General features: G+C 46.6%; 15 protein-coding genes. 11 read left to right on the forward strand and 4 right to left on the reverse strand.

Annotated elements, in window-relative coordinates:
* Nucleotides 1-86 precede the first annotated feature (86 nt).
* The 3 genes from NG795_RS15690 to NG795_RS15700 form a co-directional block, all read right to left on the reverse strand.
* Nucleotides 87-3,095 (reverse strand): DUF7948 domain-containing protein, encoded by a 3,009-nt coding sequence (locus NG795_RS15690; protein ID WP_367289586.1) that lies wholly within the window; start codon nucleotides 3,093-3,095, stop codon nucleotides 87-89.
* 142 nt (nucleotides 3,096-3,237) lie between these two features.
* On the reverse strand, nucleotides 3,238-6,315 hold the full coding sequence (locus NG795_RS15695) for a DUF7948 domain-containing protein (protein WP_367289587.1): 3,078 nt from the start codon (nucleotides 6,313-6,315) through the stop codon (nucleotides 3,238-3,240).
* Nucleotides 6,316-6,432: 117 nt separating this feature from the next.
* Complete coding sequence (locus tag NG795_RS15700; RefSeq protein WP_367289588.1) at nucleotides 6,433-8,301, reverse strand: hypothetical protein; 1,869 nt, start codon at nucleotides 8,299-8,301, stop codon at nucleotides 6,433-6,435.
* A 512-nt stretch (nucleotides 8,302-8,813) separates the two neighbouring features.
* On the opposite strand from NG795_RS15700, the gene NG795_RS15705 reads away from it, so the two are divergent.
* The 3 genes from NG795_RS15705 (at nucleotide 8,814) to NG795_RS15715 (ending at nucleotide 12,399) form a co-directional block, all read left to right on the forward strand.
* Nucleotides 8,814-9,998: an ATP-grasp domain-containing protein gene (locus NG795_RS15705; RefSeq protein WP_367289589.1), complete on the forward strand. Its 1,185-nt coding sequence runs from the start codon at nucleotides 8,814-8,816 to the stop codon at nucleotides 9,996-9,998.
* 10 nt (nucleotides 9,999-10,008) lie between these two features.
* Nucleotides 10,009-10,926 (forward strand): succinate--CoA ligase subunit alpha, encoded by a 918-nt coding sequence (locus NG795_RS15710; RefSeq protein WP_367289590.1) that lies wholly within the window; start codon nucleotides 10,009-10,011, stop codon nucleotides 10,924-10,926.
* 135 nt (nucleotides 10,927-11,061) lie between these two features.
* Nucleotides 11,062-12,399: an ATP-binding protein gene (locus NG795_RS15715; protein WP_367289591.1), complete on the forward strand. Its 1,338-nt coding sequence runs from the start codon at nucleotides 11,062-11,064 to the stop codon at nucleotides 12,397-12,399.
* Nucleotides 12,400-12,442: 43 nt separating this feature from the next.
* Here NG795_RS15715 and NG795_RS15720 read toward each other — a convergent pair whose 3' ends face one another.
* Nucleotides 12,443-12,913, reverse strand: a complete 471-nt coding sequence (locus NG795_RS15720) for a GIY-YIG nuclease family protein (RefSeq protein ID WP_367289592.1) — start codon at nucleotides 12,911-12,913, stop codon at nucleotides 12,443-12,445.
* Between the two features lie 189 nt (nucleotides 12,914-13,102).
* Between NG795_RS15720 and NG795_RS15725 the strand changes: the two genes are divergently transcribed.
* From NG795_RS15725 to NG795_RS15760, 8 genes are all read left to right on the forward strand, one after another.
* The gene (locus tag NG795_RS15725; RefSeq protein WP_367289593.1) at nucleotides 13,103-13,690 is read left to right on the forward strand and encodes a 2'-5' RNA ligase family protein; all 588 of its coding nucleotides are present in this window, start codon (nucleotides 13,103-13,105) and stop codon (nucleotides 13,688-13,690) included.
* 311 nt (nucleotides 13,691-14,001) lie between these two features.
* Nucleotides 14,002-14,721 carry an SRPBCC family protein gene (locus tag NG795_RS15730; RefSeq protein WP_367289594.1) on the forward strand — a complete coding sequence of 240 codons (720 nt, stop codon included), beginning with the start codon at nucleotides 14,002-14,004 and terminating at the stop codon, nucleotides 14,719-14,721.
* Between the two features lie 120 nt (nucleotides 14,722-14,841).
* On the forward strand, nucleotides 14,842-15,210 hold the full coding sequence (locus NG795_RS15735) for a hypothetical protein (protein WP_367289595.1): 369 nt from the start codon (nucleotides 14,842-14,844) through the stop codon (nucleotides 15,208-15,210).
* A gap of 332 nt (nucleotides 15,211-15,542) precedes the next feature.
* A complete protein-coding gene (locus NG795_RS15740) occupies nucleotides 15,543-16,709 on the forward strand; it encodes a zinc-dependent alcohol dehydrogenase (protein ID WP_367289596.1) in 1,167 nt (388 codons plus the stop codon).
* Nucleotides 16,710-16,868: 159 nt separating this feature from the next.
* Complete coding sequence (rimM, locus tag NG795_RS15745; protein WP_367289597.1) at nucleotides 16,869-17,495, forward strand: ribosome maturation factor RimM; 627 nt, start codon at nucleotides 16,869-16,871, stop codon at nucleotides 17,493-17,495.
* 293 nt (nucleotides 17,496-17,788) lie between these two features.
* A complete protein-coding gene (locus NG795_RS15750) occupies nucleotides 17,789-17,944 on the forward strand; it encodes a hypothetical protein (protein WP_367289598.1) in 156 nt (51 codons plus the stop codon).
* Entirely contained in the window at nucleotides 17,922-23,954 is a 6,033-nt protein-coding gene (locus tag NG795_RS15755) for a hybrid sensor histidine kinase/response regulator (RefSeq protein WP_367289599.1), read from the forward strand. Before NG795_RS15750 ends, NG795_RS15755 begins: the two co-directional genes overlap by 23 nt.
* Nucleotides 23,951-25,450 (forward strand): hybrid sensor histidine kinase/response regulator, encoded by a 1,500-nt coding sequence (locus tag NG795_RS15760; protein WP_367289600.1) that lies wholly within the window; start codon nucleotides 23,951-23,953, stop codon nucleotides 25,448-25,450. The genes NG795_RS15755 and NG795_RS15760 overlap by 4 nt, the downstream gene beginning before the upstream one ends.
* Nucleotides 25,451-25,582 lie beyond the last annotated feature (132 nt).

Raw genomic sequence — 25,582 nt, forward strand, 5'->3', positions numbered from 1 at the left:
GGCCGCCAATCGATTTATCCCCCGCCGGGTGTTGCCACGGGTGCTTTAGCAACAGAGCAAGATGCTCCCACTCCCTGGACGAATTATCAAATTCCAACCCGTCCTTCTCTAGATCCAAACCGCAAAAAGTGGTCAAATCCACTGGGGAAATTACCGGCAGCTATGGCTGCGGCAACATCGGGATAAGTGGTCCGATAAAACTGTTCATTAAACAGAGGATTTGGTTGCCGTCCCTCTTTTTCCCCTGCGAAGGCAAAATGCTCGAATCCACTGGCAAGACTTCCGTTGGCTATCGCTGCGGCGACATCGGGATAAATAGTCCGATAGAAAGCTTCATCAAAGAAACGGTTAGGATTGCGTCCTTCCCGTTGTCCGAACTGAATGTAATGGTTAAATCCGAGATTGCTCAGATTTCCGGCAACAGCCGCAGCAATATCCGGGTAGGTATTCAGATAGAAACCTTCGTGGAATAACTGAGTCCGGCGATCGCGTTGCTCCCGGAATCCCAAACTGAAAAAGTGGTCAAATCCGCTACGAAATCCCCCGGCCGCCACTGCCGCTGCTACATCAGGATTCTGGGCTAAATAACGCCCTTCATTATAAAAAGCACTCGGTTGTCGTCCTTCAAATTGACCGAAATAGAAGAAGTGATTAAATCCATTAGGGAACACACCGGAGGTTATTGCCTGAGTTACATCCGGATTATTGGACAGGTAAAAGCTTTCATCAAATAAGATGTTTCCCAAAGGAGTGCCTATCATGATCGTCCCCCCACTGGAGGCTAAGAAAGCATCAATTAAATTGATAAAGGGCAACTCTACCCGGGGTCCGGTTTGGGGTGTAATTTTAGCCACAAAGGCATTCAAATTTCCCCCAAACCGATTCAAACTATTGGGTAAATCCCCGGAATAAGTATTTCCCGCCAGATAAACCGTCCCTGCATTATCAACTTCGATGCCAATGCCCGTATCCTCGGCAGTCCCACCCAGATAAGTGGAATATTCCAGAGTACCATTGGCAGCAAATTTCGTGACAAAGGCATCTCCCTGGCCGCTATAACCTTGAAAGCCATTAATCCCAGGGAAATTGGCAGAATTAGTTGTTCCGGTTACATAGAAATTGCCGCCATTATCAACGGCAATCCCGGTCCCATTATCATTACTACTACCACCGAGTAATGTCGAATAAATCAGCTGACTACCATCGTTCGCCAGTTTAGTGACAAAGGCGCTTTCTGAGCCACCGAGATTCGTTTGAAAGGGATTGAGGGGGGGAGGAGACGTGAAGGTGCGGGGACTCCCGTTTTCCGGGGAAAACTGGGTCGCAGATGGGTCAGAGAAGGTGCGATCGGCGATCGTCGGCAAAGAGGGTAGAGGCACGACAACCGGCAGCAACGGTGCATTTACCGTTCCGGTGATATACACATTTTGGTTAGTATCCACGGCGATACTTTCTCCCAGTTCACTCCCCGTTCCCCCGATATAGGTCGAGTAAACTAAGTTGCCATCGGCAGCAAGTTTGGTGATAAAGGCATCTTGCACACCGCCAAAGCTACTTTGAACGGCATTTTGGATCGGCAAATTATTAGAATAAGTCGCGCCGGTTATATAAGCATTGCCGTTGCTATCGGTGGCAATTCCTAAACCTCCGTCATCATTATTACCCCCGAGATAAGTCGAGTACAGTAACTGACCCTCAGGAGAAAGTTTCACCGCAAAGGCATCTCCCAGGCTCAAGGAAAAATTGTTCTGAGTGCCCCCATAAGCCGGTTGAATGGCATTGAGAAGGGGAAAATCTGAGGAAGTAGTTTCCCCGGTGATAAAAACATTGCCATTATTATCGGCAGCAATACTGCGAGCAGCATCGTAACTACTGCCCCCAAACAAGGTGGAATAAACTAAACTTCCGGTGTTAGACAGTTTGGAGATAAAGGCTTGGTGGGACAAGGATGAATTCCCTTGAATAGCATTTAGGATGGGGAAATCATTAGACAAAGTAACGCCGGTTACATAAGCATTGCCTGCATTATCGATGGCAATTCCTTCCCCTTGATTGAACCCATTTCCGCCCAGAAAGGTGGTATAAAGTAACGTGCCATTATTAGAGAGTTTGGAAATAAAGGCTTTTCCCTCAGTAGGTGGCGGGGTGCCTGTACTGGCAAAGTTAGGTGAATTATCACTTGATATCGGAGAAAAGCGGGGTGAAGCATTAGCATTTCCCATTAGATAGATATTTCCATCATTATCTACCGCAATATCTTGCGGTGAGTCAAATTGACTCCCCCCGAGATAGGTTGTATATTCTAAAGTGGGGTCGATCGCCAGAGGGACAGAGGGATCATACTCCCCAATGGTAAAGCCAACTTCTGCATTGCCCAAGAGTTGATAAGCACCACTGACGGTGACTCGTTCTCCGTTGATATCTTGGTACAGATAGGGGGCAGATTCAACTAATTCACCGAAGGGAGTCTCGATGACTAAGGCTCCATCTTCGCGGATGTTCAGGCGATCGCTCCCTTCATAGTTCATCCGAATTTGGCCCGGATCTACACCGGGACTAACGATAAACTCACTCTTGAGTTCTCCCTCATCCCCACGATAAATTAAATCAATTCCATCATAAAGATTTTGATAGGTAATACCCTGATAGGTGGGAACATTTTCATGCCATTGGGACGGGTCATCTCCGGTAATAAAATTAGCGACTCCCGGCAAGGGTGCGAGCTCATCAATGGTGGGGTCCGGATTAGCACCGGCAAATGAAACCTTAACTTGATGAGAGACAGTTTCATCGTCGATGACTTGGGATTTGTTTAAAACAATTTCATCCGGAGTAAAGAAAATATCATGTTGCGCGCCTTGGACGAGAAATTCTACCTCGGGGTCCAGTTGTCCCACATTGGCAATAAAACTTAAAGGAAGATTGCCTAAACTAGAAACCGATGGGTCCGGCTCGAATTCAGAGTTTAGAAAATCCCCATTGCCGATAGGAACTGCGGGGTTTGTAAGTGGAGAAAAAGGGTCGTTTGTGAAATCGGCGATCGGCATCAGGTTTCCAGGCTGATTGAGTGTTGTCAAGGCTAAATTGTCATCCATGTTTCTGGTGGTTTTAAGGGTAAAAATTGAGACAATTAATCAGAAATGAAGGAGAAGAGAATGGCCTGGATTGAAATAACCCCCTAGATCAATCCATTCTCTCCTTCTATCGATTATAAAGAGTCATAAAGTTAGACGTCAATTAACCCACTCCTGCCCGTCCTTCTCTAGATCCAAACTGCAAAAAGTGGTCGAACCCACTGCGGAAACTGCCCGATGCTACTGCTGCGGCAACATCAGGATAAGTCGCCCGATAAAACTGTTCATTAAACAGAGGACTGGGTTGCCGTCCCTCAATTTCGCCATTGTAGGCAAAATGCTCAAATCCACTGGCGAGAGTACCTGCTTCTACTGCCGCTGCTACATCGGGATAGGTGGCGAGATAGAAGCTTTCGTCAAAGTAACGATTGGGATTGCGTCGTTCTCGCTGTCCGAAAGCGATATAGTGGTTATACCCTGAAGCGAAACCCTGAGAGGAGACAGAGGTGAGCGCAGGGATAATATCCGGGTAAATAGTGCGATAAAACTGTTCATCGAATAAGGTAGTCCGGCGATCGCGTCCTTCCGAGAACCCAAAAGACCGAAAATGCTCGAACCCACTGCGGAATTGCCCGGCAGCTACTGCAGCAGCTACATCGGGATTTTCCGCTAAATAACGCGGTTCATTATACAGAAGGCTGGGTTGTCTGCCTTCCACTTGACCAAACCGTTCAAAATGGTCAAAGCCGCTTAAGAAAATACCCCCAGTGACTGCTGCATCCACATCGGGATTGGTGGCACGATAGAAGTTTTCATCAAATACGATAAGAGGCCCAATGAAATAGTTTTGCATCAATGAAATCTCTACCAAACTAATAAAAGGAAACTCTACCAACGGTCCGGACTCGGGAGTAACTTTAGCCAGGAATAAATTATTCCCCCTGAAAGCAGTCCCCCCTTTCGGGTTAGGTAAGTCTGGGGATGAACTCGTGCCAATCACATAAACATTCCCCTGATTATCTAATGCAATTTTTCGACCTGTATCATCTCCACTGCCGCCGAGATAAGTAGAATATTCCACCTGACTTCCATCGGCAGTCAATTTGCTGACAAAGGCATCAGGACTAGAAAAAGTAGACCTTGGATTGAAAGAGCGGAATTTTGTTTGAAAAGCATTTACTGTTGGAAAATCAGCAGAACGGGTTAAACCCGTGACATAAGCATTTCCACTTTGATCCACGATGATTCCATGCCCTTCATCCCAATTGGTTCCCCCTAATAAAGTAGAATAAATCAAGCGACTCCCATCATTGGGAAGTTTAACTACCACTGCACTGGGGTTACCCCCGAGATCGCTTTGAAAAGGATTGACAGTTGGGAACGAAAAAGCACGTTGATTCTCATTGGACTCGGTTGCAGGGGAATTGATAGCTGAATCCGTCGCTAAGGAGCGATCGCTGCTCATGTAGGGGGGTGGGGGTAGTACACCTGGGGGTGGTTCTGTTAACCCCATTGGAATAGGTCGCCCTGACACATAAGTAGTACCGATCAGATAAATCTGATTACTCTCATCCAAGGCAATATCCCCAGGGATCTCCCCATTCGTTCCCCCGAGATAGGTGGAGTAAACTAATCTGCCATTACTAGATAGTTTAGTTAGAAAAATATCTAAAAAGCCGCTCAAATTGGGTTGAATCGCATTTAAAACCGGAAAGTTACTAGAATAGGTTTCCCCAGTGATATAGGCATTGCCTTCGGCATCTGCAGTAATGGCTATGCCCCCCTCATCATCACTACCCCCGAGGAATGTGGAGTAGACTAATTCACCCTCACTCGAAAGCTTTGTCACAAAAGCATCCCCGAGAAGAGATGGAAAAGTAGTTGAGCTGCCATTATATGTATTTTGAACGGCATTGAGTAGGGGAAAGTCACTGGACTGACTGTATCCAGTCACATAAATATTGCTATTATTATCCACCGCAATATCCCGGCTGACATCGCTATCCATGCCGCCTAAAAAAGTGGAGTAAACTAAGCTACCCGTATTAGACAGTTTTGTAATAAAAGCATCTGAGTTCCCGTTTAAAGCCGATTGAATTCCATTTAGGGTGGGGAAATCATTCGCAGTCGTAGTTCCAGTGACGTAAACATTGCCCCCACTATCGGTGGCAATTCCTTCACCGAAACTGGCATTATTGCCACCGAGGAAAGTGCTATAGAGTAACGTCCCGTCATTGGAGAATTTAGAAATTAATACATTCGGCGGAGTGCTAGTCGGGGGAAGGTCCGGAGTAGGAAATTGTCCAAAGGGAGTCGTTCCTATTACATATAAATCACCGCGATCGTCTATGGCAATATCGGTATTCCCGTCAAATCTGGTCGGTGCAAGATAGGTTGTATAGTCTAAAGTGGGGTCGATCGCCAGAGGGACCGACGGATCATATTCCCCAATGGTAAAGCCAACTTGTGCATTGTCTAAGAGTTGATAAGCACCACTGACGGTGACTCGTTCGCCGTTGATATCTTGGTACAAATAGGGGGCCGATTCGACTAATTCACCGAAGGGCGTCTCGATGACTAAGGCTCCATCTTCGCGGATATTGAGGCGATCGCTCCCTTCATAGTTCATCCGAATTTGGCCCGGATCTACACCGGGACTAACGATAAACTCACTCTTGAGTTCTCCCTCATCCCCACGATAAATTAAATCAATTCCATCATAAAGATTTTGATAGGTAATACCCTGATAGGTGGGAACATTTTCATGCCATTGGGACGGGTCATCTCCGGTAATAAAATTAGCGACTCCCGGCAAGGGGGCGAGTTCATCAATGGTGGGGTCCGGATTAGCACCGGCAAATGAAACCTTAACTTGATGAGAGACAGTTTCATCGTCGATGACTTGGGATTTGTTTAAAACAATTTCATCCGGAGTAAAGAAAATATCATGTTGCGCGCCTTGGACGAGAAATTCTACCTCGGGGTCAATTTGGCCTACGTTTGCAATAAAACTTAGGGGTAGATTGCCCAAACTAGAGTCAAGATGGGGATTGGAGGTGTCTAAAAGAGTGGGAGAAATATCCGATGGGGAAATAAAATCTGAGTCGGGTTCAAGTCCTATTCCGGTGTTACCCATAACCGGGATATTTTGAATAGGAGGAAGCCACTCCAGTGGGGAAGTGGGGGTACTTGGAATAGTAGGAGTCAGATCTAATCCTGACTCCTGGAGTAGATTATCCATTTGTTAGGGAAATTCAATTTAATGGAGGTCTAAAAAGTAGACTATTTCCCCAGTAAATTCGCTCAAATTTAAAATAAAATCTATCTACAGATAGATTTTATTTTAAATAGGCCCCGATTAGTTGGGAGTATGACGCCCGATAAAGGCCCCATAAGGGTCATAAAGTTCCAAGGGAAGCTGGGCGTTATCGGCGATCGCTTCTAAAGCAGTTCGCAGAGTATTCACGTGCAGATCCAACCCTTGACGGACTTTCGGGTCAGGGTTTGTTTGGGCAACGGTCGCCGTTTGTTGAATTTTTCGGATATAGTCCGCACTTAACCACACACTGATCACCGTATCAGTCAGGGTATATTCACAAACTTTGGGATTGCCTTGACAGGTATTGTTCAGATCCGCCCGAGTTTTGGCGATGAGGTTAGCTTTTTTGAGTTCCTCTTGCGCCACTTCTCGTTGTGCCTTGAACTCCGGGAGGGAGGCTGCGGTTTTGGGGTAGGAATAGGTGCCGGTGGGGACTTGTTCCGCCGAGGCAATAGCCTGATTCCAGTAGTCTACTGCCTGGGACCATTGATTATTGCGGGTGGCATTTTCGGCGCGATCGGCGGCGAGAATGGCTTCTTCATAAGCCTCCGTCGCAATTTTCTCCTTGGTTTTGCGATCGCGAGAAAGTTCAAGCTGCGATCGATAACTCGGCAGGAGTTGACTGGCTTCCTGATGGGCCATCGTGCCTCGTGGCAGGGCCTCTAACTGTTTAATCACCTGTTCCCAACTGGCATAGATGGTTTCCCAGCTTTCCACAGACTGAGCCACACCACTGCGAGCTTGGGCGACTTTAGCCACGGATAGAATCGCCTGCATTTGTTCGCGTCCGGTTTTTTCAGCCTGAATTCGCCCTTGAATTTCAGTTAAATTGGCGCGATAAGTCGGTAATTTTTCTACTGCTAGAGGATACACCGGACTATCGGGGGGGACCGATTCCAGAAGGGCGATCGCCTGTTGCCAGTTGGCGGCGACCCCCTCCCACACCTGTAGCGGATGAGGCGGATTTTTCCCTTGAGCAACGGCAGTTAAGGCGCTATCCAAGGCATTGACCATTTCATCCAAACCGGCAGTCAGGTTGCGATTTCGCCGGAGTAGGCGTTGGGCGGTGCCGTAATCTTTGGACCAGAGGGGAATGGAGGCTAACAGTTGACTGGCGGCGGTGAGTTGCCCTTTGGCAGTTTGAATTTGTTGTTGATATTGAGCCGCTTGCAGCAGTTCTGCTGAATCCTGGGTCAACTCGTTGGCGGCGATGATTTCCTGACAGGTGCCGATCGCGCAAGGACGAGACAAAGCGTAAAACGTGGCTGACCCCAGAACTAGGGCAACGGACGCACAAGCACTAAAGGGCAGTAACCAGGAACTGGGCTTGTTGTCCGACTTCCGTTGCCGTTGCTGTGGGCGTTGCCGTTGCTGTGGGCGTTGCCGTTGCGGTTCCGGTTCCAGTTCGAGTTGCTCCTCAAAGGCTTCCTCGGGCGGTGGGGTCTCAAAGGGATTGACGGGAAAGGCGGCGACGGCCAAATCCATTGCCTGCCTTGCCTCTTCACTAACCGGAGGAGCGGTTTCTCGGCGATTGGGGGGGCGATGGGGAGGGCGATCGAGCAGGAGTATGGGTTGGCCCCCTTGCGGATCCATGACCGCCCCGAGGGGTTGGGGCGTTTTGAAGGCATGGTAAGCGTAGGGGTTTTTTTGACCCTTGATTCTCAGATAAAGTCGCAATTGACCTGGGAGATAGCCCACCAAAGCCAAAATCGCTTGTTGAATCGCTTTAAAGGTCGGTGGCAGGTCCAGTTTGACCTCGGGAGTATGTTCTCCGAGGACGATTAAATTTCCTTGCTTGTAGGCGCACCGAATTCGCAGCGGCAAATTTTCCGGCAATTCAGCGTGCAAGCGTTCTTCGATGAGTTCGGCGATCATTTTTAAATCGCCTTGGCGGACTGCGGTTGTCATAAGTTTTTACCCCCGGTACACATCCTGTTAGTGCAGGTTTGGTGCTTACCGGCACGGGTTACGAACTGGCAAGCCTTCAAGTTAATTATTAGATAGCATACAACATCGTCAAAAGGGTCATAAGTTAGCTTTTTTTGACGCAACGGGGGTGAGCTGGGGGATGCACGGACTAGCAAGGGTTTGGCGGAGTCGGGGAATGGGGGCGATCGCCCCTGTGCGGTAACCGAATGTGGTATTCTATCAAGTTTGGTGGGTTTGAGACTTAACAAATCCCGATTAGAGATGGCAAATCCCCTAGGGAACAACCGCGATCGCAAGTCGGGTCAGTCCGATGCGCTCCTACCCTCACCCTCAATCCCTACTGGATTGGCACTTTCATCAAAAGTAGGCCACACTACAAACGGAGTAAACCCCAGAATCGAGAGGCCCACAATTGCGATAATTTAAACTGGCTTTTATGCCCTTGATTGTTCAGCCTTTGATCGTTCACACCCACCGTTTTTCATACATTCATGGATTTATTAGAGTATCAAGCAAAAGAATTATTCAGGGAAATGGGCATCCCAGTTTTGCCCTCGCAACGGATCGACCATCCCAAAGACTTAAAGGGACTCAAGATTCCCTATCCCGTTGTCCTCAAGTCCCAAGTCCGTGCAGGAGGACGAGGCAGAGCAGGTGGTATCAAGTTTGTAGCGAATACGATTGATGCGGTGGCAGCGGCTCAAAATATTTTTCACCTTCCCATCAATACGGAATATCCCGAGGTGCTCTTAGCTGAGGCTAAATATGACACCGATCGCGAATTTTATCTCGCGGTGGTCCTCGATCGCGCTGCCCGTCGTCCCCTATTGTTGGGTTCGCGCCAAGGGGGGACCAGTACGGAATTGGCGATGGAACAGATGCAGCAGGTGGTGGTAGATGAGGGCTTTTCTCCCTTTTATGCCCGTCGTTTAACCCTGAAGATGGGTTGCACGGGTCCTCTGATTGAGGCGGTGAGTGATATCGTCGAAAAGATGTATCTGTTGTTTGTGGAGAAGGATTTGGACCTGGTGGAAATCAATCCCCTGGGGATTAGTCCGGTGGGGGAAGTGATGGCCCTCGATGGCAAGGTGACGGTGAATGATGAGGCTCTCGGACGCCATCCGAGTCTGTTACAGTTGCTGCCGAAGACTCAACCTGATGAGGGATTGCTGGCGGGGTCTGGTTCTGAGGTGATGGCGGTGCCATCGGAATTGAATTTTGTGGAACTGGATGGGAATATTGGCCTGTTATGTAATGGGGCGGGCCTGACGATGGCGACTCTGGATTTGGTGTATGCGGCAGGAGGCAAGCCTGCTAATTTTGTGAATATCGGTGGAGAATGTCGTTGGGATTTGACCCCAGAACTCCTGTGCGATCGCATCAAGCTCGGGTTGGCCCTGGTGAGTCAGAAGAAAAATGTCAAGGTGGTGTTGGTGAATTTGCTCGGGGGTTTATGCTCCTGCACTCAGGCAGTAAAGGCGATCGCCGATTACCAAAAGCAGAGTCAGCGCGAAACGGCCACGGGAAATCCTCAAACTCAGGTTAAGGTGATCGTGCGCTTATATGGGAGCGAAATTGACCAAGCGCGCGAAATTTTGCAGGCGGTAGAAGTCACGGTGGTGGAAAACTTGGATGAGGCGATCGCCTTGTCCGTCTCGTTGGCAACGAATGGGTAAAGGAGGGTTGATGAATTTTACGCCGGATACCAAAGTTTTAATTCAAGGCATTACGGATGTGATCGGTTCCACTCATGCGGCTTTAATGAAAGCTTATGGAACCAATGTGGTCGCTGGAATTAGTCCGGGTTGTGGGGGCCAAACGGTTCAGGAGATTCCGGTTTTTGATATGGTCGAACAGGCCCTGCGCCAGGTCGGTCCGGTGGATGTGACGGTGATTTTTGTCAAACCTTACGCGGTTTTGGATGCGGCGTTGGAGGCGATCGCTGCTGGCATCCGTCAGATTATTATCATCACCGAGGGAATGCCGCCTCTGGATATGGTCAAACTCGTGAGAAAGGCAGAGGCAACGGATACCTTAGTCCTCGGCCCCAATACCCCGGGGATTATCGTCCCAGGAAAAGTGTTGCTGGGTATTCATAAGAGCGATTTTTATACCCCGGGTTCCGTGGGGTTAATCAGTCGCAGTGGTACTCTCACCTATGAAATTGCTCTGCAACTCACTCAGGCTAAGTTAGGACAGTCGATCGCCATCGGGATTGGCAGTGATGCGATTTTGGGTTCCTCCTTTGCCCAATGGCTGCAAATTTTGGATGAAGATGACCACACCGAGGCGATCGTTTTAGTCGGCGAAATTGGCGGCAGTAGTGAAGAGGAAGCTGCACACTATATTGCCGCTGCCATTGATAAACCCGTGGTGGCTTATGTCGCCGGTCATCATGCACCGAAAGGCAAGCGCCTCGGTCATGCGGGGGATATTATGGCCGCCCGACTTTCTACAGGTAAAACTTTTAACATTGTTGGCGCTGATCCAGATACGGCTCAAAGCAAAATTCAAGCTTTTAAGGCGGCAAAAATTCCCGTGGCTTCTAGTCCAGCGGAAATTCCAAATCTGGTTAAAAAAGTCCTGAAACAAAAGAAAAAGTAAGGGTAATTTTAGGATAAAATTTCTCCCTTGAAGGGGAGAAATTTTAAAAATTTAAGCCCGCCTGATCGGGCTAAATTAATCCATTATTTAACCCATAATTGGATTTTGACTTGTCCCTCTTGATTGTGTCATTAAATGGATAGTGAAACGGTTAGTGCCATTCAATATTTAGAAATTAAAGCGGCCTCTTTATTGCTGTATCAAGGGGTTTTTCGCACTGAACTGGGGAAATCTTTTCTAAAACTGATCCAGTTGATCTATGAAAGTTCGGGGGGAGGTGCTGGAGGCCGGGTGGGATTAAATTGTCTCAAGGCTTATGGCTGCTGGTTTAAACGCTTGGCGGCAGAAGAAATGAGCTGGCAAGACTATCTGCTAAATCGCATCCTGAAAGACGAAAATCCGTTTACTTATCAGGTGCAACGGAAGCCGTTTGAAGAAATTCCTCCGCCATTAATTGCAGCAGTCAAACATGATTTAGAGGGATTGCAATGTTTCTATGACTGTGACGGCGATCGCCTCCGTCAGTGGGTAGAAGCCGCCAGTGGTATCCCGATGCCTCCCGTAGTCTGGAATTCATCCGCCACCGAATCCGAAACGATGGATCAATTGCCCCTGGGTTCACCAGAACGGGCTATCTCCGCCCTCAAATCCAAAAAAAAATGGCCTGATACTCTCCAGGAGTTAGTTGCCTATTACCAAACACAAGGTACCGGGCAATTTACAGAGTATCAAGCCTTTACTTGGCAGTCAGGGAAACTAAAAACCATCCCACACCCTGACCCGGTGCGGTTGACGCAATTAGTGGGCTATGAGTTCCAGCGCGAAACTTTAAAAAAGAACACGGAATTCTTATTAGCCGGTAAACCCGCTTTAAATGTTTTACTCTATGGCAGTCGAGGAACGGGGAAATCTTCCTTAGTCAAGGGATTATTAAATGAATATAGTAAGCAAGGGTTACGATTAATTGAAATTCCCAAATCTCAACTTCAACATTTACCCGAAATTGTCGATGAACTCCGCGATGCCCTTGAGAAATTTATTATTTTTGTAGATGATTTATCCTTTGAAGAGGATGACGATTCTTTTAAGGCATTAAAAGTAATTTTAGAAGGCACTCTGACTGCCCGTCCTCCTAATGTAGTGGTCTATGCTACCTCTAACCGTCGTCATTTAGTCCGGGAGTTTTTTGAGGAAAGACCCCGCCCTTCTCAGGCAGATGAAGTTCATGCTTGGGATACCCTTCAGGAAAAACTTTCCTTTAGCGATCGCTTCGGATTAACCCTAACCTTTGAACCCGCAAATCAAGACAAATATCTGGCGATCGTCCGTCATTTAGCCACAGAAGCGGGATTAAAATTATCTCCCGAAGACTTAGAGTTTCAAGCCTTACAATGGGCCACTCGCCATAATGGTCGTTCCGGACGCACCGCCCGTCAATTTGTGGATTTTCTCCAATCAGAACAAGGGATATAATTAGGGAGCATCTCAATTTGGAAACAATTGAAATGCTCCCTAATTACATCTCCTCATTAAACACCGGATGGAGCTTTTGAATTAAAGATTGCTCCCACATTTGCAAGGTTTCTGAGGGTACCATTCCAGGCAGGAGGGTAAAAGTTCTAATCAGAATTTCAATGCCCAATTTGTGCATTTTTCCAAACATTGGCACTTGATGATTGGACTTCCATCGCTGACTGATACTGGTAGTGGCAATGCCAATATAAACTAAATTTTCCGTCCATTTTCCCTTAGAATCATAGATGATAAAATAGACGAAATATAAGCCAGGGAAATCCGGGAGTTGATGGAGTCCCTCCTCATTGACCACATCTTTAAAATCAACATATTGCAAATGATATCCCGCCCACTCGGAAATCTGTTCCGGAGTCAGGGAGTCAAAAGGATTAAGGGTAGAAAGGGGAACGAGAGAACTTTCAGTAGCCATACTTCGGGACATATCTTTTAAAGCGATCGCATCAGTCATCATGATTTGCTGATATTTCCGCCAAGTGATTGAGGATTAGGTTACTCTATATCCTTGACGGAATGATTTATCGTAAGTTTATCTGGGTCAGAACTCCAGGGTTCTCCGGTTTAGGGCGATTACCCCAGGAATACTCCAAGCTTGAGGCCCCGATGGACAAACCGATTGTATGTTGACACCTTAAGGAATGCCATGATTTCAACTGATCCCACGTTATATTTTATTGCACTTTTGCCCCCGGAGGCAATTCAAGAAGAAGTCACCGGATACAAACAGCACTTTGCTGAGAACTACCAAACTCGTCAGGCCCTCAAGTCTCCCCCCCATGTGACTCTACAACCCCCTTTTGAATGGGAGGTGGAGAAACAGGGACTACTCGAAGAGTTCCTCAGAGGGTTTGCGGAGGTTCGTGCCCCTGTGCCGATGGTCCTGTCGGGGTTTGGTTCGTTTCCGCCCCGAGTGGTTTATATTAATGTCAAGAAAACACCAGAATTATTGTTGTTTCAGTCGGAGTTAGCGACCGATCTCAACTCGTCCCTGGGAATTTATGACCCGAAATCTAAGGGGCGATCGTTTTCGCCGCACATGACGATCGCCTTTAAAGATCTTAGACGGCATCATTTTAATATGGGATGGGCCGAATTTAAAGACCGAGAGTTGTACTATGAATGTTCAGCCAGTCATCTGACTTTACTGGTATTTCAGGACAGGCGGTGGCATATTTGTGGAGAATTCCCCTTAAAATTACAGGTTGCTGAACCCTTAGCTGAACCGAATTAAACCCCACAGCAACCCGTCGAGATTCTACTCATTTTATTCCCGCTTAGGCGGGAATTTCAACCCAATCCGGTTGGTTAAAATCGGTTTTTCTATAGGCGAATCCGCTAAGGTGTAGTTTTTTACTCAACGGGTTCAGAATTAATTGACCATCGGGCGATCGCTTCATCATCTATCCCCACCGAGTGAGCATCGCTTCCCTCTTTTGACAGAGTGCACCGGAGTTCCCCCTCGCTACAGTGGTCAACAGACTTATTTGTTATTCGCGAGTTGCCCCTAATAGGGACGACTTCGATTGATTTGAGGAAAAAATTATGTCATCCACATCCGATTCAGTTCCCAATTCTGAACCGCGATCGCCTGAAAATGCCACCATGAGCGATACTGAACGTTGGGGTTCCTTGATTGGCGGCGGTGCAATGGTTTTAATGGGATTGCAACAAGCTTCATTACGCGGGGCTTTACTCGCGATCGCCGGTGGTGGTTTAGCCTATCGTGCCGCCACCGCTGAAACCAGTCTGAAATCTACCGTCGAGTCCGCAATGCAAAGCACCGATAAAATCTCCGTTGAACAAACCGTCACGATCGCCAATCGTACTCCCGATGAACTCTACCACATCTGGCGCAATTTTGAAAATCTGCCCTTATTTATGAAGCATCTCCAGTCCGTTCGAGTTCTGGACGAGAAGCGCTCTCATTGGGTCACCAAAGCGCCTTTAAATACCACCTTAGAATGGGATGCCGAAATTATCACAGACCAGAAAAATCATCTGATTGCCTGGACTTCTGTCGAAGATGCCGATATTGAAAATTCCGGATTTGTCCGCTTTCAAACCGCCCCCGGAAACCGAGGCACTGAAGTAAAAGTTGTCTTAGAATACAAACCCCCCGGAGGCAAACTTACTGATGCCTTTGCCCACCTGGTCGGTCAATCTGCTGAACAGCAAATTCGCGATGATATTCGCAATTTTAAAATGCTGGCAGAAGCGGGAGAAATTTCCACTATAGAAGGTCAGCCTTCTGGCGCTTCTTAATGTAAGCCTAATTAAAATGAGGATTTATTCCTAAAGAAAGAGGCAGTCTTCGCTGATTATTGTTCCAATGAAAATAAGTTTTTACCAAAAACTTGAAAACCATTAAAACCAATTGAGCTTATGAATTTAAACAGAACTTGGCTAAAAAATATTCGCCTCAATCGCACGATTGGCTGGTGTCTAGCCACCCTCACCTTACTGTTCGGATTTGTATTTGGAGGCGTCACGGATAATAGCGCCCAGGCTGCTAAATTAGTGACCCCGGACTATAATCCCGAACAAGTAGACTCAGCTACGGTTAAGAAGATTAAAAACAGTGCGGAAGATTTCCCCAGTGAAGAAATTGGGGATACAGGTTTGAAAAATATTCGCAACTTGGGGAAAAATATTCCTAAAGTGATCGAGCAGAATATTGACGAAACCCTCAATCCGGATAACCCCAATGCTCCCGGAACTACTTCCGCCACTCCTCGTTCCAATAGCCGGTAATTTGAGAGGGATGTTTCTACTCTGTAGAAATCCCAAGCTTTCCGTTGGGGACTGGATGAATTAGGGAGGGTTTTTTTCCGGGGAAATTGGGAAGAACCCCACCCTAACCCTCCCCTTACCAAGGGGAGGGGACCGGATTGATTTGGGATGGGTTTTTTCTGGGGAAATTGGGAAGAACCCCACCCTAACCCTCCCCTTACCAAGGGGAGGGAACCGGATTGATTTGGGATGTAGAGCATCGGGATCGCGATATTCACAAAATATCGGGTTCATCAATGCGGTAAGCGCTATATAAATCGCCCATCATTTAAAAATTAGGAGAAAATCACACAATGAAAGCAGTTTGCTGGCATGGTAAGAACGATGTGCGGGTTGAGAACGTTCCTGACCCCAGTATTTTAAATCCTAGAGATGCAATTTTAAAAATTACTTCAACGGCGATATGTGGGTCTGATTTACATCTTTATGATGGGTATATTCCCACCATGCAAAAGGGAGATATTCTCGGCCATGAATTTATGGGGGAAGTAGTCGATAAAGGGTCAGAAGTGAAGAACCTGAAGAAAGGCGATCGCGTGGTGATTCCCTTTACTATTGCTTGCGGTCATTGTTTCTTCTGTAATCGGGATCTGTGGTCGTTGTGCGACAACTCCATCCCCGATGGTAAAATAGCGGAAAAGGCTTACGGTCATACCCCTTCAGGATTATTTGGATACTCCCATATGTTGGGAGGATATGCCGGAGGGCAAGCGCAATATGTGCGAGTTCCTTTTGCAGATACGGCAGCTTTGAAAATACCCGACGGAATGACCGATAAACAGGTTTTATTTCTTACAGATATCTTTCCCACGGGCTATCAAGCGGCGGAATATTGTAACATTCAACCGGGGGATACAGTGGCGATTTGGGGTTGCGGTCCTGTGGGACAATTTGCTATCCGGAGTGCCTATATGTTAGGTGCAGAACGGGTGATTGCCATTGATCGGGTTCCGGAACGGTTGGCGATGGCGCGAGAAGGGAAAGCGGAAACGATTAATTATGAAGAAATTGATGCCGGGGAAGCGCTTAAAGAAATGACTGGCGGCATTGGACCGGATTCCTGCATTGATGCGGTGGGATTAGAAGCTCACGGGACGGGATTGGATGCATTTTATGATAAAGCGAAACAAAGTTTACGCTTGGAAACCGATCGCCCGACGGCATTGAGACAGGCGATCGTTGCTTGTCGCAAAGGCGGTACTCTATCGATTCCCGGGGTGTATGGCGGATTTGTGGATAAGTTTCCTTTGGGGGCGTTGTTTTCTAAAGGATTAACGGTGAAAGCGGGACAAACTCATGTCCATAAATACCTCAAACCGTTACTTGAGCGCATCCAGAATGGGGATATTGATCCAACCTTTGTGATTACCCATGAGATGAGTTTAGAGGAAGCACCCCAAGGGTATGAAATATTTAAGCATAAGCGCGACAATTGCATTAAAATTGTCTTAAATCCTTAACTCTCAGATGAGGGTGACTGCATGGAGTCATCTATGCAGTTTTCGCCCTCTATCTTGTGAAGTGCGGAACTTAAAAGCGGGCGATTGTCATGATGGCGATCGCCCGCTATCGCCGCAGGGATTCTCTATCCTTCCCTCTTTTTGTCGTGATAACTCACTATGAAACAACAGCCCTCAACTCCGAAAACACGCCCTTCCGACGAGTGGATCGAAATTGGTAAAATCATTGGCGTGCAAGGTCTCAACGGTGAAGTGCGGGTCTATCCCTCCACGGACTTCCCAGAACGGTTTGAGGAACCGGGACAGCGATGGTTAAAGTATCCTAATCAAACCACTCCTCAATCGGTGGAATTAGTTCACGGTCGATTGATTGAAAATAAGGGAATCTTTATCGTCAAATTGGCAGAGGTGACCGATCGCAATCAGGCCGAAGCGTTGCGCGGTTCTATATTCTTTGTTCCCCAAGGCGATCGTCCCCATTTAGAGGAAGATGAGTATTACATCCAAGATTTAATTGGATTAGTGGCGATCGACCAACGCACGGGAAAGGAAATCGGGACCGTCGTCGAAATTCTCAGCGCAGGTCATGATATTTTGGCAATTAAACCTCCGGTTGCACCTCTTGAAACACCTGACATTTCTGAGACTTCCGAGGCTCCCGCAAAACGAAAATCTCAGCCCAATATTTTAATTCCATTTGTGAAAGAAATTGTCCCAATTGTGGATATGGCAGCCGGTCGCGTGGAAATCAATCCACCCCCGGGTTTACTAGAAGTGAATAATTAGATTTATTGCCAAATTCTTAAAAGCCCCCCTTAATCTAACAACCAAGGGGGGCTTTTGAGAATTTGGCTCCCCGTCTATTCTCCCGAATCTCCTTACTGGGTAAGTATTTTTACGAAAAATTAAAGAGCACCGGACACAGAGCAGGGACGAGAAGAGTGCTTCTTCCGAGTTAGATTAATTTTTATTAAATTTGAAAGACTTTGTATCATTTTTGGGAAGGTTAGATTAAAATAGAATCGGACTAATCTTAACGCAAGTCTCAGCATTTAAAGGCTGTCAAGACTGGGGTTAGGATGAAAGGTTTTGAACTCGCCGATGTAATGGCAGGTAAAGACTGCGGATCAAAGGCGATCGCCACGGGGAAGCGCTCAACCTCCAACTCACAATCAAACCCTCATCCTCAATTTCCGACCTGGGAGAATCATCATGGCTGTCAACTTAATAAATAACTATGAATTCCTGGAAACCCTGCACTCAGGAGGCAGAACAGTTATTTATCGCGCTCGAAACCCTGAAGATGGGTCCAAGGCGATCGTCAAGACCCTCAAATCTGAATACCCCAGCCTCGCGGATATTACCCGCCTGCGCCACGAATATCAAATTTTAGAAAACCTTCACATCAACACCATTATTCAACCCCTCGGGTTAGAAACCTATAAAAACGGGTGGGCGCTTTTCCTAGAAGATACCGGGTCGATATCTTTAGGTGAGTGGATAGTTTCTCACTCTCTTTCTCAGATTAAATTTCTCGAAGTCGCAATTTCCCTCGTGGATGCTATCAGCGAACTCCACAACCATCACATTATTCATAAAGATATCAAACCTCAAAATATTATTATCAATCCCCTCACCGAAACGATTCAACTGATTGATTTCAGCATTGCCTCACGCCTCGAACGAGAAAGTCCCACCGTGAGTCATCCCGACTTACTCGAAGGGACCCTCGCCTATATGTCTCCGGAACAAACCGGCAGAATGAACCGCAGTATAGATTACCGGACTGATTTTTACTCCCTGGGAGTAACCTTCTATGAACTGTTAACGGGAACCTTACCCTTTACCAGTAACGACCCCTTAGAACTGGTCCATAGTCATATTGCCAAAATCCCAATTCCCCCCCATCAAGTCAATCCAGAAATTCCCGAAGCAATTTCTGCCTTGATTATGAAATTGCTCTCCAAAACCGCAGAAGAGCGCTATCAAAGTGCCGCCGGATTAAAATTTGACCTCGAAACCTGCTTAATCCAGTTACAAACCACCGGAGAAATTACCCAGTTTATTCCGGGTCATGCGGATCAAGCCGGACAACTCGCCATTCCTCAAAAACTTTATGGACGGGATGCCGAAATTACCACCCTGTTAAACACCTTTGAGCGGGTTGCGAATGGCAGCACTGAACTCATGCTAGTTTCCGGCTATTCCGGGATTGGAAAAACGGTTTTAGTCGCTGAAGTTCACAAACCAATTGTCCGACAACGGGGCTACTTTATTAGCGGTAAATTTGACCAATTCAAACGAAATATCCCCTTCGCTTCTCTGATTCAAGCCTTCCAATCCTTAATTCGGCAACTGCTCACGGAACGAGACGCCCAAATCCAGATTTGGAAAGAACGGCTATTATCCGCTTTGGGAAACAATGGACAAGTTATTATCGATGTGATTCCCGAAGTCGAACTCATTATCGGCCAACAACTCCCCCTCCCGGAACTAGCTGCCACCGAATCCCAAAATCGATTTAGTCGAGTCTTCAAACAATTTATCAGTGTATTTACCACAAAAGAACACCCCCTAGTTGTCTTTTTAGATGACCTACAGTGGGCCGACTCCGCCTCATTAAAACTGATTGAATTATTAATGCTCGATAGCGAGAGTCAGTATTTTCTCCTCATAGGAGCCTATCGAGATAACGAAGTCTCCCCCGTCCATCCCACGATTCAAACTATTGAAAGAATAGAACAAGCCGGGACAGTCATTCATAACATTGTCCTATCTGCCTTACAACTGAATCATGTTGAAGAGTTAGTGAGTGAGACTCTGAAGGAAACAGTCCGGTCCCAACCCTTAGCGGAACTGTTATTTAATAAAACCGGAGGAAATCCCTTCTTCCTGACACAACTGCTCTTAAGCTTGTATCAAGAAAATTTACTGGTTTATCACTTGAACAGTGGGGAATGGCAGTGGAATATGGCTCAGATTCACGCCATTGGGATTACCGATTATACCGTGGTTGAATTAATGGGTCGCAATATCCGCAAATTGCCGAAAGCGACCCAGGAAGTGGTCAAGTTAGCCGCTTGTATTGGGAATAGTTTTAATTTAGAAGTGCTGGGAATTGTCAAGGAGCAATCTAGTTCATTGACCGCAGCAGAATTATGGTCGGCCCTGCAAGCGGGGTTAATTTTACCGTTAAGTAATGAATATAAAATTCCCTTGGTCTTTAGTGCCGAGGAATCCTCCGGAATTTCCTTAAGCGATGTCCGGGTAGATTACAAATTTTTGCATGACCGAGTACAACAAGCGGCCTATTCTCTGATTCCCGAAGAGGAGAAAAAACAGACGCATTTAAAAATTGGAAAGCTGCTTTTACAGTCTACCAATGAGGAAGAACGGAAAGAAAATATTTTTACCTTGGTTAACCAACTCAATTATGGGACGGATTTACTCACCTCGGAATCGGAAAAATATCAACTGGCCGGTTTGAATTTGATGGCAGGACAAAAAGCCAAAGCAGCTACGGCTTATGAATCTGCGGTTAAATATTTAAAGGTGGGGTTGAGCTTATTAGAAGAAGGCTGTTGGGAAACTGACTACCCTCTGATATTATCGCTTTATAATGAGGCCGCAGAAGCGGTCTATCTGACGGGGGATTTTCCCCAGATGCAGCGATTGATTGAGGTAGTCTTACAGCAGGCTTTATCCCTCCTGGATAAAGTCAAGGTGTATGAAATCCAGATGCAAGCCTATTTAGCCCAAGGGCAGGTATCAGAATCCCTCAATTTGGGGCTATCAGTCTTAAAAGAATTAGGAATCGACTTGCCCGATGAGCCCAATTTTTCGGATGTTCAGCAAGCACTTTCTCATACCTCATCCGTTTTGGGGAATAAGGAAAATGAAGAGTTACTGAATCTTCCACTCATGAGGGGTCCTCATCAATTGGCCACGATTAGCATTCTGTCCCAAATTTGGTCTTCCGCCTATATGGGGTCACCCTTAATGATGCCTTTAATCGGGTGTAAACAGGTAGATTTATCGGTGGAATATGGGAATGCGCCAGTTTCTTCTTTGGCCTATGCTTTATATGCGTTTTTCTTGTGTGGCTTTGGGGAGATTGAGCGAGCTTATCAGTTAGGGCAAATGGCTTTAGGGTTGGCTTCTCAATTTAATTTAAAAAATATTGAAACCAAAACGGGTGGAATTGTTTATGCAGGAATTGTTCCGTGGAAAGAACCGTTGAGCAAGACTTTAGAGCCATTGCGCTCTAATTATTTTTTGGGACTAGAAAGCGGCGAATTAGAATATGGACATTATTGCATTTATGAGTACAGTTATTACTCATTTTTTGCCGGGAAGCCGCTGGGGTCGCTAGAGCGAGAAGTTGCAAAAATTAGTGAGGCCCTGAAAAATGCTAACCAAGAAAACTCTCTGGAGTATCAGAAAATGGTGTGGCAAGGGATTTTAAATTTAATTGGAGAGGCAGATAATCCAGAGATACTCAAGGGAAAAGGCTATGATGAAAAGATGATGATGACTCCGGAGAGCCAGACGGACAATCAATTGGGGCGTCATTATTTTTTAACCTATAAAGTCATGCTTTGTTGTCTGTTTGGCAATTACTTAGAAGGGTTGCGGGCTATTGCGATTCTTGAGGATTCATTGGGCGCAACTTCAGGACAGGTGACGGTCACTATCTATTATTTCTATGAATCTATCCTCCGGTTGGGTCTATATGAAAATGGAGCGGATGCTGAGAAAAATTTGATTCTGGCGCGGGTTGAAGAAAATCAAGCCAAACTCCAGAAATGGGCGACTCATGCACCGATGAATTTGTTACATAAATTCTATTTAGTAGAGGCGGAACGGTATCGGGTTTTAGGGAAAAAGTTGGAGGCGATCGAGATGTACGATCGCGCGATCGCCTTAGCGAAAGAAAACCATTATATCCAGGACGAAGCTTTCGCCTGTGAACTGAGCGCCAAATTTTATCACTCATGGGGTAAACAAACGATTGCTACAGCCTACATGACTGATGCTTACTATGGTTACATCCGCTGGGGTGCGAATGCGAAAGTCCAAGATTTGGAACAAAGGTATCCTGAATTATTGGCTTCAGTCTTGAATCCGGCGAGCAATATACAGACGACTTCCACGACTGCCTCCATCACCCAGGAAACGATCACGTCATCCAGTGCGATCGATACAAGTATTCTGGATATGGCATCGGTGATCAAAGCGTCCCAAGTGATTTCTATGGAAATTGTGCTGCCGCATTTGCTGGATAAATTGATGAAAATTTTAATTGAAAATGCGGGTGCAGAACGGGGAACCCTGATTTTATCCCATGAGGGGAAATGGTTAATTGAAGCCAGTGGGACGAAAGAAGACGTACAGGTGCTACAATCCCTCCCGGTTGAAGAAAGTACAGACTTGGCGATCGCCGCTATTAAATATGTAATTCAAACCCAGGAAGATGTCATTCTCAAGGATGCGAGTACAGAGGACTTCTTGAGTAATGACCCCTACCTTCAGGTCCACAAAACCAAGTCATTACTCTGTTTACCGATTCTGTCCCACGGTCAACTTAAAGCCATCTTATATTTGGAAAATAATTTAATTTCCGGGGCTTTTACAACTAGGCGGGTCGAGGTCTTAAAAATGTTGTCATCCCAAGCCGCGATCGCCTTGGAAAATGCCACCCTTTACCATACCCTAGAACTGAAAGTTGAAGCCAGAACTCAGGAATTAAAAACAAAAAACGACCGTTTAGAAATCGAAATCAAAGAACGGCAACGGGCCGAAAAAGCGGCTGATGCTGCGAATCGGGCCAAGAGTCAATTCCTGGCCAGTATGAGTCATGAACTGCGAACTCCCCTCAACGGAATTTTAGGCTATGCCCAAATTCTCAACCGAGACAAAACCCTGAGTCAAACTCAGAAAAGTGGGGTAAAAATTATTCACAAGTGCGGCGAACATTTGCTAAATCTAATTAACGATGTCTTAGATTTGTCCAAAATAGAAGCTGGAAAAATGGAATTGCAAACCAGCCCATTCCATCTACCGGAGTTTTTACACAGTATTGCCGATATCTGCCGGGTTCGCGCCGAAAGTAAAGGGATTTCCCTGATCTATGAACCCTCCTCTCACCTGCCGCTAGGGGTTTGTGCCGATGAAAAACGGTTGCGCCAGGTGTTGATTAACTTACTCGGGAATGCGGTCAAATTTACCGAAAGCGGTGGAGTCACCTTTAAAGTGGAAGCTTTCCCTCCGCAGACCCCAGATTCGGAACCTCCTCTGATTACCCTGCGATTTCTAGTCCGGGATACAGGAATTGGGATTGAACCGGAGCAAATCGGCAACATCTTTTTACCCTTTGAGCAGGTGAATGGAACTGTTCGTCAAACGGAAGGGACGGGATTGGGACTGGCGATTAGTTCTCAATTAGTCCAAATGATGGGGAGTTCGATTCATCTGGAGAGTGAGGTGGGAAAGGGGAGCCAGTTTTGGTTTGAAGTCGAATTGCCTCGGGTAGAAAATTGCCCCGAGGAACTCAACGAATCTCTACAAATTATTCGAGGATTTGTGGGCGCACCTCGGAAAATTTTGGTGGTGGATGACCGATGGGAAAATCGATCGGTCTTGGTGAATTTACTCACTCCCCTCGGATTTGAAGTCCAAGAAGCAATGGATGGGCAAGATTGCCTAAATCAAGTGTCTTCTTTTCAACCGGATTGCATCATCATTGATTTGGTGATGCCGGTGATGGATGGGTTTGAAGCGATGCGTCGGATTAGAAAAATGCCCGAGGCGAAAAATGTGATAGCCATCGGGACCTCCGCGAGTATTTTTTCGTCCCAAGAACAATCTTGTTTGAATATTGGCTGTAATGATTTTCTACTCAAACCGATTCGAGATGATCAACTGTTGAGTTGCTTAGGAAGCCATTTGGATTTAGAATGGATCTATGAGGAGCAAGCAGTTGGGAGTGCTGAATCCAGTCTGATCCCTGCTTCTATCCCCCCTCACTTGAGTGAAGCGATCGCCCCTAAAGCAGAGGAATTAGCTATTTTATTCGATTTGGCAATGAAGGGCGAATTGGTCACGATTCAAGAACGAGTGCAACGCTTGGTAGATGGGGAACCACGTTATGCACCGTTTGCAACTCAGGTGATTCACTTGGCTAAAACCTTTGCCGAAGAGGAATTACTAGCTTTTGTTCAAGGGTATATGGAGGCAGGACAATGAGCGATCGCAGTCTGGAGTTAGGGACCATCTTAATCGTCGATGATATGCCGACCAATTTAGGCTCGGTGGTCGAGTTTTTGAGCGAATCTGGGTTTAAAATCTGGGTCGCTCGTAGCGGAAAAAGCGCCTTAAAAAAAGTCGAGTATTCTCAACCGGACTTAATCCTGTTAGATGTGCTCATGCCCGAAATGGATGGGTTTGAAACCTGCGAACAGTTGAAACAAAATCCGGTGACCCGAGATATTCCGGTGATTTTTATGACGGCCCTAGACGATACGGAAAATAAAGTCAAAGGGTTTAATGCTGGTGCAGTAGACTATATTACGAAGCCGATTCAACATGAAGAGGTCTTAGCGCGGGTGAAAACCCATTTGAGTATCCGCCATCTCACCCAAAAGCTGGAAGCGGAAATTGTGGAACGCGATCGCGCCAGGGCTGAACTGGAATGCCTTGCCCAAGAGTTGGAAAACCGGGTGGAACACCGGACCCAGGCATTGCTGGAAACCAACAATCGCCTCAACCAAGAAATTAATGAACGCAAACAAGCCCAGTTTGCCTTACAGGAATCGGAAAACCGAGAGCGACAGAAAGCCCTCCAACTCGAACGCTCCCTGTTGCAACTCCAGCAAATGCAAAGCCAACTGATTCAAATTGAAAAGATGTCGGCTTTAGGACAATTGGTCGCCGGGGTTGCTCATGAAATCAACAATCCGGTGAATTTCATTTATGGCAACCTCACCTACGCTCATAACTATACTCAAGACTTGATCGAAATTGTCGAGCTATATCAGCAGCATTACCCGGCACCGATTTCTGAGATAGAAGAAGCGATCGAATCCACCGAACTTTCTTTTCTTAAGGAAGATTTACCGAAGATTTTGGACTCCATGCAAGTAGGGGCCGATCGCATTCGGGAAATTGTCTTATCCTTACGGCATTTTTCCCGGCATGAGGGATTTCAGATGAAGTCGGTTAACTTGCATCAAGGACTGGACAGTACCTTGATGATTTTAAATAACCGCCTGAAAGCCAAACCCGATCGCCCAGAGATTGAAGTGATCCGCGAGTATGATTCCCATTTACCGGAGGTGGAATGCTATGGCGGCGAACTGAATCAAGTGTTTATGAATATTCTGGCCAATGCGATCGATGCGATCGATGAGTGGAACGACCGGAGAACCTTCGCTGAAATGAAAGCGCATCCCACACGCATTGTAATTCGCACGGAAGTTACGGGCAAAAATCAGGTGACTATTCGCATTTCCGACAATGGACCGGGAATGTCCGAAGCGGTCCGAGGCTGTATCTTCAATCCCTTTTTCACCACAAAACCCCCCGGGAAAGGAACTGGAATCGGACTCTCGATTACATGGCAAATTGTGGTAGAAAAACACAAGGGAAATCTACGCTGTACCTCTTCCCCCAATCAAGGCACTATCTTTGAAGTGGAAGTTCCCATTTCCCATCAAGTTGAGCTGTTATCCCTATCTGCTTAGAGGGACAATGCTAACTCGCGCAAAGACTTAGGGGGGGGAATTTAAAGACCTCATTCAACTAGTCGGCTGTCAGAGAGAAAACAGGGCTTTGACAGCCGACTAGAGATTTGCACGGCATATTGGTTGGGGACA

This window comes from Laspinema palackyanum D2c, assembly GCF_025370875.1.
Taxonomy (GTDB): Bacteria; Cyanobacteriota; Cyanobacteriia; order Cyanobacteriales; family Laspinemataceae; genus Laspinema; species Laspinema palackyanum.

Excerpts from the sequence above, each read along its gene's own strand:
- NG795_RS15730 (WP_367289594.1), top strand. The coding sequence starts at position 14,002 with ATGTCATCCACATCCGATTCAGTTCCCAATTCTGAACCGCGATCGCCT.
- NG795_RS15740 (WP_367289596.1), top strand. The coding sequence starts at position 15,543 with ATGAAAGCAGTTTGCTGGCATGGTAAGAACGATGTGCGGGTTGAGAAC.
- NG795_RS15690 (WP_367289586.1), bottom strand. The coding sequence starts at position 3,095 with ATGGATGACAATTTAGCCTTGACAACACTCAATCAGCCTGGAAACCTG.
- NG795_RS15700 (WP_367289588.1), bottom strand. The coding sequence starts at position 8,301 with ATGACAACCGCAGTCCGCCAAGGCGATTTAAAAATGATCGCCGAACTC.
- rimM (WP_367289597.1), top strand. The coding sequence starts at position 16,869 with ATGAAACAACAGCCCTCAACTCCGAAAACACGCCCTTCCGACGAGTGG.
- NG795_RS15695 (WP_367289587.1), bottom strand. The coding sequence starts at position 6,315 with ATGGATAATCTACTCCAGGAGTCAGGATTAGATCTGACTCCTACTATT.
- NG795_RS15760 (WP_367289600.1), top strand. The coding sequence starts at position 23,951 with ATGAGCGATCGCAGTCTGGAGTTAGGGACCATCTTAATCGTCGATGAT.
- NG795_RS15725 (WP_367289593.1), top strand. The coding sequence starts at position 13,103 with ATGATTTCAACTGATCCCACGTTATATTTTATTGCACTTTTGCCCCCG.
- NG795_RS15720 (WP_367289592.1), bottom strand. The coding sequence starts at position 12,913 with ATGATGACTGATGCGATCGCTTTAAAAGATATGTCCCGAAGTATGGCT.
- NG795_RS15735 (WP_367289595.1), top strand. The coding sequence starts at position 14,842 with ATGAATTTAAACAGAACTTGGCTAAAAAATATTCGCCTCAATCGCACG.
- NG795_RS15705 (WP_367289589.1), top strand. The coding sequence starts at position 8,814 with ATGGATTTATTAGAGTATCAAGCAAAAGAATTATTCAGGGAAATGGGC.
- NG795_RS15755 (WP_367289599.1), top strand. The coding sequence starts at position 17,922 with ATGGCTGTCAACTTAATAAATAACTATGAATTCCTGGAAACCCTGCAC.
- NG795_RS15750 (WP_367289598.1), top strand. The coding sequence starts at position 17,789 with ATGAAAGGTTTTGAACTCGCCGATGTAATGGCAGGTAAAGACTGCGGA.
- NG795_RS15715 (WP_367289591.1), top strand. The coding sequence starts at position 11,062 with ATGGATAGTGAAACGGTTAGTGCCATTCAATATTTAGAAATTAAAGCG.
- NG795_RS15710 (WP_367289590.1), top strand. The coding sequence starts at position 10,009 with ATGAATTTTACGCCGGATACCAAAGTTTTAATTCAAGGCATTACGGAT.